At 62.7% G+C, this 1,412-nt stretch carries 2 protein-coding genes; one reads left to right on the forward strand and one right to left on the reverse strand.

Features of this window, described 5'->3' with window-relative positions; all coding sequences use genetic code 11:
• Positions 1 to 114 (reverse strand): sulfotransferase (locus tag EOA29_RS41875; protein WP_281061132.1); only part of this gene is annotated, 114 nt, incomplete at its 3' end.
• Positions 115 to 410: 296 nt separating this feature from the next.
• Here EOA29_RS41875 and EOA29_RS36455 point away from each other — a divergent pair.
• Positions 411 to 1,412: PLP-dependent aminotransferase family protein (locus tag EOA29_RS36455; RefSeq protein ID WP_145970049.1), on the forward strand; the 1,002-nt coding region annotated here is incomplete at its 3' end.

A 1,412-nucleotide genomic window follows, 5' to 3' on the forward strand; every position in this document is an offset into this window, starting at 1 on the left:
GTTTATGATGACTTCCTGCATGTGGTAGCTCGGAAAGCCAAGCCTGTTCAGCGCGGCGAAAGTGGACCACGTGCCGGTGCGGCCGAATCCGGCCCCGATAATCTCGAGCGTCATGCGTACCCCCCAATCGGCCGGATTGATTTTCTCTCAGGCTGCCGGCTTCTGGGTTTCATGCTGCGCCGAGTTCGCTTAGCCCGCAACATTTTTCCATTAGCGTTGACGAAAATATGCAGGCCCAGCGCATGTCGCCCAAAGTGTCCCGGCGGTTTTGGGAAGACGACATGCGTGACAACAATGTCGCCTGGACGATGCGTCGTGGCCGTTTTGGCTATTCACGCCGAAAGCAAAGGCTGATAATAGGTCAGCTTGGTTGACCTAAATACAAAAATTCGCCCCCCGGGAGGTGCGCCTTGACCCTGTTGAACCTTCTGGCCTCGCGCTCCTCGCGCATGAAGGCCTCGGAAATCCGCGAGCTGTTGAAGCTGCTCGACCAGCCCGACATCATCTCGTTTGCCGGTGGCATCCCGGATCCTTCGCTGTTTCCTGCCGAAGCCATCGGCGACGCCTATCAGGCCGTGCTCGGCGGGGCGGAAGCGGGCGCTGCGCTGCAGTACCAGGTCAGCGAAGGTTTTCTGCCGCTGCGCAAATGGCTGGCCGGCCATATGGGCAGCCTCGGCGTGGCGTGCGACGAGGGCAACATCTTCATCACGTCCGGTTCTCAGCAGGCGCTCGATTATCTCGGCAAGCTGTTCCTGTCGCCGGGCGACACGGCTTTGGTCACCTGGCCGACCTATCTCGGCGCGCTGCAGGCCTTCAACGCCTATGAGCCGCGCTACGACAGGCTCAACACGGCCGGCGGCAACATGACGCCGGAGGCCTATCGCGCGGCAGCCGCCGCCCCTTCTGCCTTTTCGAAAGGGGGCGGCAAGGTGAAATTCGCCTATCTGGTGCCTGACTTCGCCAACCCGACCGGCAACACGCTTGATGCCAAGCAGCGCGAGGCGGTGCTCGACCTTGCCGGCGAGCTCGACATCGCCGTCATCGAGGACGCCGCCTACCGCGCGCTGCGCTATGACGGCGAGGCCGTGTCGCCGATCCTGGCGCTGGACTGCGCACGCTCCGGCGGCATCGATAACGCCCGCACGCTCTATTGCGGTTCCTTCTCGAAGATCCTGTCGCCCGGCATGCGTGTCGGCTGGGTCTGCGCGCCGCGCCATGTGGTGGAAAAGCTGGTGCTGATGAAGCAGGCTTCCGACCTGCACAGCCCCTCCATCAACCAGATGGTGATGCACCGCGTCGCCGAGACCATTTTCGAAGGCCAGGTGGAAAAGCTGATCGGCGCCTATCGCCGGCGCCGCGACGCGCTGCTCGGCGCGCTCGAAGCCAACATGCCGAATGGCATTTCCTGGAAC

Source organism: Mesorhizobium sp. M1E.F.Ca.ET.063.01.1.1, from assembly GCF_003998155.1.
Lineage (GTDB): Bacteria > Pseudomonadota > Alphaproteobacteria > Rhizobiales > Rhizobiaceae > Mesorhizobium.